Origin of the sequence: Mycobacterium sp. (assembly GCF_032159765.1) — a bacterium.
In the GTDB taxonomy this organism is placed as follows: domain Bacteria; phylum Actinomycetota; class Actinomycetes; order Mycobacteriales; family Mycobacteriaceae; genus Mycobacterium.
Genome location: NZ_JAVHWM010000092.1, coordinates 1 through 7,402, shown reverse-complemented (window position 1 = coordinate 7,402; position 7,402 = coordinate 1). Strand labels below are relative to the sequence as shown.

Below are 7,402 nucleotides of genomic sequence, written 5' to 3'. Positions count from 1 at the left end.
TTGGTCGCGACGAGCATGCCGTCGTCGCGGTGGAAGTTGTCGCAGGTCTCGACGAAATGGCCGACGCCGAGGCGGGTTGTCTTCTCCGGTGACACGGAAACAACTTCCTCGACGACGTTGAGCCTGTCGCCGGCGAGGATCGGCGTCACAAACTCGGCTTCGTTGGACGCGTTGATGAACGTGCTTCCCGGCAGCGGGACGCGAATCGCGATCGACGCGACACGCGGGTCCCCGGTCGGCAGCCACGGCGGTGGGATCACGAGCCCCATCAATAGCGCAGGCGGCGCGACGAGACCGCCCCAGACGCGTCGCGCGAATTCCTCGTCCCAGTAGGCCGGGTTGTGATCCTGAACCATCGAAGCGAAGTGCTGAATCCTCGATGCCGACACCGCAGTTCCGGCGAAGCGGGGCTCGGTTCGTACACCCACCATCTTCAGCGCGTCTTCGTAGGTGCCGAACGCGAATTCGTAGCTGAGCTCGGAGCTCTTCGCTCTTCGCCCGAGAGGCTCATCGGCCGTCACACCGGCACTTCCTGAGGTACGAGGTCCCAGTCCAGTTGCCGCGACGTGAAGTACCAACCGCCGCGTTCGTAGATCAGGGTGTCGGTGAAAGTCCCCGTGGCGCGAAGCTCGGCTTCGACGAAGAGCAGCGCAATACAACTCTGCGTCGCATTGACGCCGTCGACCGCGATTTCGTGGTCAACCGTCACCAGCCGCTGTCCGTTGCCACCGTCGAACGCCGTGGCCAGGTCGGTGAAGGTCTCCCCCGCACGCGCATAGCTGGCGCCCGCGTGCCGGAACGTGGCGATCCAGCCGACGAGATCGCCGGCAGAGTAAAGCCGGTTGTGCCGGGCATTCAGATTGAGGATGGCGGCCCGTCCTGCCAGCCCGTCGAGCACGAATTGTTGTTGATAGCTCAGGGTCATGTTCTCTTCCTTCCTAACGAGTCAGCATGTAGCCGTGGGCTTCTCGGTCCCAGACGTCAGCCCCAAGTCCCCTCGCCCGCAGGACGTCCTTGCGAATGCGCCCGAGGATGTTCTTGGGAATCTCGTCGAGCACCTCCAGATACCTGGGCACGCAGAAGTACGGCATCCGCGCCGCGCAGAAATCCAGCAACTCGGCATGATCGAGAGGAGCGTCAGAATGCACCGTGACGAGCACGAGAATGTCGTCCTCTCCCAGCTCGCTCGGAACGCCGACCGCAGCGGCCTCCCGTACCCCGGGGTGTTGCATCACCGTCGTCTCGATCTCGAGCGACGAGACGTTCTCACCACGACGCCGCAGAGAATCCTTGACGCGGTCGACGTAGGTGAGGTTCCGATCGGCGTCCAGCGCGCCGAGATCGCCGGTGTGGAACCACTCCGGGTGCGCATCGACGCGAATTCCCGGCCCTTGCGACGCCGAGACGTAGCCCTCGCTCATCAGGTGTGGAAGCCTTGCACGGCAGACGATTTCGCCGACGCCACCCACCGGCAGATCCTGTCCGTCGCGATCGACGATACGCACGTCGAACGCCGGGTTGACGGAGCCCGACGTTCCGGGCACGCCCTCATCGGAGACCGCTTTGACCGCTACCGGGAAGGCCTCGGTGAGCCCGTACATGGACACGACACGGCAGTTGTACCGGTTCTCGATGGCACGGTAGATGTCGGCTCCGATCGGCGCCGCCGAGATGAATCGCAGCGGCAGGTCGGCGTCGCGCGCATCCGGCGGCCGATTCCACAACATCGACACCATCGCACCAGCGCCGACGAATCCTACTGCGCCGCAACCACGTACCTCGTCCCACACCTCCGCGGGATGGAATCCGGCGGCCAGCACGCTGGTGCCACCGACGAGCATCGGAGCGAGCACGATCGGCGCCGCGCTGAGATGGAACAGCGGCATCGCGGACCACAGCGACTCTCCGGCACTGAATTCCCATGCCGATGCCGCTGTGGCGGCGACGCTGAAGAGGTAGTGCCACGTGGTCGCGACAGCCTTCGACGGCCCGGTGGTGCCCGAGGTGAAGAACAGCACGCCGACGTCGTCCGGCGCGACGGGCGAGCCGGCCGGCGCATCGACGGATGCGTCACGCAGCTGCTCGCCGATCGAATCTCCAACTACGAGAACATATTCCAAGGCATCGAGCTCACCCGCCACGTCGTCGACCCGGGGGCGCCGGTCATCGTCGGTGACGACCACTTTGGCTTTCGACAGACGCAAGGCATGCACCAGGAATTCGCCCTTGTTCGCCGCGTTGACCGCGGCCGTCGTCACCCCGATCCTTGTGGCGCCGAGCCAGAAATACACCCACTCCGGGCGCGTCCCCGTGAAAAGGGCGACGGTGTCGCCGCGCTGCACCCCGCGCGCGAGGAGGATGTTCGCCGCAGCGCGGGAACGATCGCGCATCTGCGCGAAAGTGATTGAGGTACCGGCGATGTTCATCATGACCCGGTCGGGGTGCTGGTCGGCACGCAGATCGAGCACCGACGGCACCGCAAACCGTTCGACACCGAACGCCGACGGGCCGATTCCCGCTCCCGGCGGCATTACGTGTTGGCCGCGTCCGGATCCGGCGCACCGTCGGCGGTGTACCCGAAGTCCTGCGGCGACGGTTGCTCGCCCGGGTAGAAGCGGTGTGCCCACCGCCGAAGCGCCGCATAGTCGCGCGCTTCCTCGGGCGCCAGATTGGGCTTCTCCAGGTATTTCATGTTCTCCCAGGTGAAGAAGTCCTGCTTGATCACTTCCTGCTGTAGCTGCAGGAACCGCGCGGCGCGACCGCTCGGCACATCACCGGTATCTCCGGGCTCGCGAATCGACGCCTGCGTGTAGAAGTAGTCGGTGTAGTCCTCGTCGACGGGTGTCTGGCCGGTGACTTCGATGGTCGCGACCAACTCCGACGGGAAGCGCACCAGGCCCAAGCCCAGCGAGTAATTGTCGTAGATGATCTTCGCGTCCACTGGGCCGTTGGGCGTCAGCCACGTCTTCGGCCGTCCGCCACCGAAATTGGCGGTCACCGTGGCGTGCAGGTGATAACCGTTGACGTCGAACGAGGTGGTGTTCGCGGCGCTGTCGGCCTTGTGCACGAACTGCACGTGGTACGGGTCGGCGGCGTTCTCGATGATCATCTGCGGATGCACCTTCACGCGATTGAGCATCCGACTGTGAGGGTGCAGCGGGTAATACTCGTCGGTCTCCAGCTCGGGCAGCACCGGGGGCTGCCAGTACGGCGCGCGGCCGTGACGTTCGTGCCACGCCACGATGAAGCCGTACCACTCCTGGGCCGGGTACGTCTTGATGTGGAGGTTGGTCTTGCAGCCGATCTTGCTGTATGGAATCAGCGCGTTGGTGCCGTCGCCGCGCCAGTGCCAGCCGTGCCACGGGCAGACGATGTTCTCGCCTTCGACGGTGCCGCCGACACCCATGTTCGCGCCGAGGTGCAGGCAGTACGCGTCGAGAACGTTGATCTTCCCGGACTTCGTCCGGAAGATCACCAGCTCTTCGCCGAAATAGTGGGCGCGCTTCACCTGGCCTGGAGCCAGCTCGGAAGCGAACCCGACGATGAACCACCCCGTCGGGAACCGGTAGGGCGAGAGCGAGATCCCGTGCGGCCCGAACTCGCGTTCCGAGGGATCGATCGCTTCCTCGGCAGTGCCGGTCAAGTCAGCGGTGTCTGTCACTGCATTGGTCCTCGCGTCCGCGTCACTGCGCCACTCCGTTCACGACAGGCGTTCGGCTGCTTCACGTGAAGCGTAACGCCGTACACCCGCAGCATCCAGCGAGTACGCTCCACGCACTTGGTCTATTTTTACTATTTTAGAGAGTATGGGTCAAGCAGGTCTCCCGCGTACGCTGGGGGAGCCGAACCGACGCGAAGGAAGCGCATGACAACCACTGAATCGGTCGACCTTTCCGATTTCACGCTGTGGCGCAACGGTTTTCCCGACGAGCTGTTTGCCGAGCTGCGCCGCGACCGGCCGATCTTCCACCACGAACTCACGCCGGGCGTCGCCAAGACCGTTCAGCGCGATTTCTGGATGACCACAAAACACAGGCACGCGCAGCGCATCCACCGCGACACCGACTCGTTCACCGCCGCCGACGGGCCGCTCATCCAGGGCGTCGGCCCGGTGGGCTCGTTCCCGACCATCATCAACATGGATCCCCCGGACCTGACAAAACGGCGTCGCGTCATGTCCCACGCGTTCACCCCGCGCGCCATCGCCAAGCTCGAGGACGGCATCCGCGCGCGGGCAGCCTCGTTGATCGGCAACCTTCTGGACGCGGGCGGCGGCGACTGGATCCACGACGTCGCCGATGTTCTGCCGATGAGCGTCATCGGCGACATCATCGGCATCCCGGAATCCGACCGGCCGGAGATCTTCGACACCCTCGACCTCATCCTGCGCACCAGTGCACCGGGTGCCGAGGCACCGCCGCAGAGCGCACTTGAGCTCTTCGGAAAGATCTTCACCTATGCGCTCGAGCTGACCGCCGAGAAGCGGCGCCACCCGGCCGACGACATCTGGAGCACGCTGACCTCGGCGGTGGTCACCGACGACACTGGAGAGCAGCTGTCCATCCCGGCCAACGAGCTGGAGATCTTCTTCTTCGTCATCGCCTTCGCGGGCAGCGACACGACAAAGAACGCGCTCGCCTCAGGCCTGCAGGCGTTCGTCGCGAACCCCGCGCAGATCGAGCGGTACCGCGCCGACGAGGCGATCCGGCCCAGCGCCGTCGAAGAGGTGCTGCGGTGGGCGTCACCGGTGGCGTTCTGGACGCGCAGCACGAAGGTCGACGTCGAGATGGACGGGGTGACGATCCCCAAAGGCGATCGGGTGGTGTCGATGCTGCGATCGGCCAATCGCGACGAAGAGGTGTTCGACGATCCATTCGCGTTCGACATCGGCCGCACCGACAACCCGCACGTCACGTTCGGCGGTGGCGGGCCCCACCACTGCCTGGGTGCGATGCTGGCGCGCGCCGAGATCCGCGCGGTGCTCGACGAGCTGCTCTGCCGCGCCGCCGACATCGAGCTCGGAACGCCTCAGGTGGCGTATCCGAACCTCGCCAACAACATGTCGATCTTCGACGGGATGTCGATCTCGCTGCGCCCGCGCTGAGGAAGTTCGCGGCTATTTCGCGTGAGTGGCCAGGAATCCCGCGACCGCGGTGCTGGCGCACTCGCGATAGTCGAACTCCAGCGTGCTGAGCTTGCCCAGCACGATCGGACCGATGAGAAGGGCGATCGCCTGAACGCGGTTGACATCGCCGAGTTCGGCTTGCGCCTGCGGGCTGTCGAAGATCGCGTCGAAGGGCGCGAAGTATTGCTGCGCGACACGTTCGCGCAGCGTCTGGACCTCCGCGCTGTCGCGCGCCGGGCGCCCACCGGGCAGGCCCTCCAACCCGCTGCCCAGAGCCAGCCATGACATCGCCGACATCATCGCGGGCGCTGCGGCCATCGACTCCGCCCACGCGTACACCAGCGCGATGAGTCGCTCACTCAACGAGCCCTCTTCGGCGGGCGTCGGGGCCGGCGGGATCATCGAATGAAAAGCCGCTGCCAACAAGTCGTTTCCGCTGGGAAAGTGGCGGTAGAGCGTCGCTCGCGCCACGTTGGCCGCGCGGGTGACGGCGTCGACGGTCACGGCGCTCGGGCCGCCCGAACGCAGCAGGTTCGTCGCCGCGTCGAGAAGACGCGCCCGCGACAATGCTGGTCGCGGATCCGCGCGTCGTTCCGTAGCCACCGGTTGCACCTCCATGTGCGGGATATCCAGACTATGGGTATTCATACGAGACTGATAGTCTCAATGTTTGCTGCTCCCTATTGAGGAGACGTGCATGACCTCGCTCGACACAGTTCAGACCGACCAGGCTACCGACTCGGCCGGTATCGGGGGCCCAAGCCGCCGCAGGACGTGGACGCTGGTGATCGCCTGCGCAGGCGTTGCGCTGGTGGTCGGGTCGATGACTGCCCTGAACACCGCGCTCGGCGACATCGCAGTCGGGACATCGGCTACCCAGACGCAGCTGACATGGGTGGTCGACGGGTACACGCTGGTGCTGGCGTGCCTGCTTCTGCCGGCGGGCGCGATCGGGGATCGCTACGGCAGGCGCCGGGCGCTGCTGGCCGGGCTTGCCCTTTTCGCAGTGGCGTCACTGGCCCCCCTGGTGTTCGCCACTCCCGTACAGATCATCGTCTCGCGTGCGGTCGCCGGCCTGGGTGCGGCGTTCATCATGCCGTCGACGTTGTCTCTGCTGACGGCCGTGTATTCCGCGGAGGAACGGGCCAAGGCCGTCGGAATCTGGGCCGGGGTCGCTGGCTCAGGTGGAGCGCTGGGCATGCTGTGCTCAGGCGGGTTGTTGCATATCTGGCCGTGGCAGTCCATCTTTTGGGGGCTGGGCGGCGCCGCGTTGTTGCTTTTGGTACTCGGGTTCACGGTGTCGCCGTCGCGGGTCGCCGACGCTCCACCGGTCGACTGGCCCGGCGCAGTCCTGATCGGCGCCGCGGTGGCCGTCTTGGTCTTCGGAATCCTCGAAGCGCCCAGCCACGGCTGGTCGCACCCCGTGGTGTACGCGTCGATCGCTGCCGGAATGGTGCTCGCGGTGATTTTCGGTGTGGTTGAGCTCCGGCGACGGCAGCCCCTGCTCGATGTGCGGGTGTTCTCCGACCCGGGATTCGCGACCGGGGCGGCGACCATCGTCATCTTCTTCGCCGCGAACCTCGGCTTCTTCTACCTGTTGGTGCAGCATCTGCAGCTGGTGATGGGGTACTCCGCAATCACCACCGCGTTCGCGATCGCCCCGCTCATGGTGGGAATCGTTTCACTGTCAGCACTTTCGTTCTGGTACCTGCCTCGGCTGGGCCTGCGGCTGGTGCTGTTCAGCGGACTGCTTCTGATCTCGGTGGGCTTCTTCCTCCTGCAATCCGTCGACATGAGCTCGACGTATCTCGATCTGCTGTGGCGGTGGATATTCCTGTCCATCGGGATCGGATTGATCACTGCCCCAGCGACTTCGGCCATCATGGGCGCGGTTCCGGACAACAAGCAGGGTGTCGCCTCGGCGGTCAACGACGCCGCGCGTGAGATCGGCGCCGCGCTGGGCATCGCGGTCGCTGGCTCGATTTTGGCTGCCCGGTACGCAAGCCTCATGGGCCCCGCCGTTGCGGCGTTGCCGGAGCCGGTGCGCGAGCCCGCTTCGGATTCGCTGGCGTCCGCACTCAAGGTGTCTGAACACCTTGGCCCGCAGGGTCATCAGCTGGCGGTCGCGAGCCAGGATGCTTTCGTGCACGCTTTGCAGAGCTCGGTCCTGGTGATCGCGGTCATCGTCGCCGTTTCCGCATTCGTGATCGGGCTGTGGGCGCCGGGCCGGGATGGCAAGCAGCTCAAGGTGATCCAGCGCCTCACCGCGAGGAGTTA

General features: G+C 65.5%; 7 protein-coding genes. 2 read left to right on the top strand and 5 right to left on the bottom strand.

All coding sequences use genetic code 11. From position 1 onward, the window contains the following. The 4 genes from QOH60_RS10265 to QOH60_RS10250 form a co-directional block, all read right to left on the bottom strand. A partial coding sequence (locus QOH60_RS10265; protein WP_526419799.1) for a MaoC family dehydratase occupies positions 1-431 on the bottom strand: 431 nt, incomplete at its 3' end. An 86-nt stretch (positions 432-517) separates the two neighbouring features. Further along, positions 518-925, bottom strand: a complete 408-nt coding sequence (locus QOH60_RS10260) for a nuclear transport factor 2 family protein (RefSeq protein ID WP_526419797.1) — start codon at positions 923-925, stop codon at positions 518-520. A gap of 13 nt (positions 926-938) precedes the next feature. Next, positions 939-2,531 carry an AMP-binding protein gene (locus QOH60_RS10255; protein ID WP_526419795.1) on the bottom strand — a complete coding sequence of 531 codons (1,593 nt, stop codon included), beginning with the start codon at positions 2,529-2,531 and terminating at the stop codon, positions 939-941. Next, positions 2,531-3,661 carry an aromatic ring-hydroxylating oxygenase subunit alpha gene (locus tag QOH60_RS10250; RefSeq protein WP_526419793.1) on the bottom strand — a complete coding sequence of 377 codons (1,131 nt, stop codon included), beginning with the start codon at positions 3,659-3,661 and terminating at the stop codon, positions 2,531-2,533. The genes QOH60_RS10255 and QOH60_RS10250 overlap by 1 nt, the downstream gene beginning before the upstream one ends. Positions 3,662-3,865: 204 nt before the next feature. Here QOH60_RS10250 and QOH60_RS10245 point away from each other — a divergent pair, with 204 nt between their 5' ends. Continuing rightward, positions 3,866-5,104: a cytochrome P450 gene (locus QOH60_RS10245; protein WP_526419791.1), complete on the top strand. Its 1,239-nt coding sequence runs from the start codon at positions 3,866-3,868 to the stop codon at positions 5,102-5,104. A 12-nt stretch (positions 5,105-5,116) separates the two neighbouring features. Here the strand turns inward: QOH60_RS10245 and QOH60_RS10240 are convergent, their stop codons facing one another. After that, complete coding sequence (locus tag QOH60_RS10240; protein ID WP_526419789.1) at positions 5,117-5,773, bottom strand: TetR/AcrR family transcriptional regulator; 657 nt, start codon at positions 5,771-5,773, stop codon at positions 5,117-5,119. A 49-nt stretch (positions 5,774-5,822) separates the two neighbouring features. Here QOH60_RS10240 and QOH60_RS10235 point away from each other — a divergent pair. After that, positions 5,823-7,402, top strand: a 1,580-nt coding sequence (locus QOH60_RS10235) for an MFS transporter (RefSeq protein ID WP_526419787.1), incomplete at its 3' end; no start/stop codon positions are given.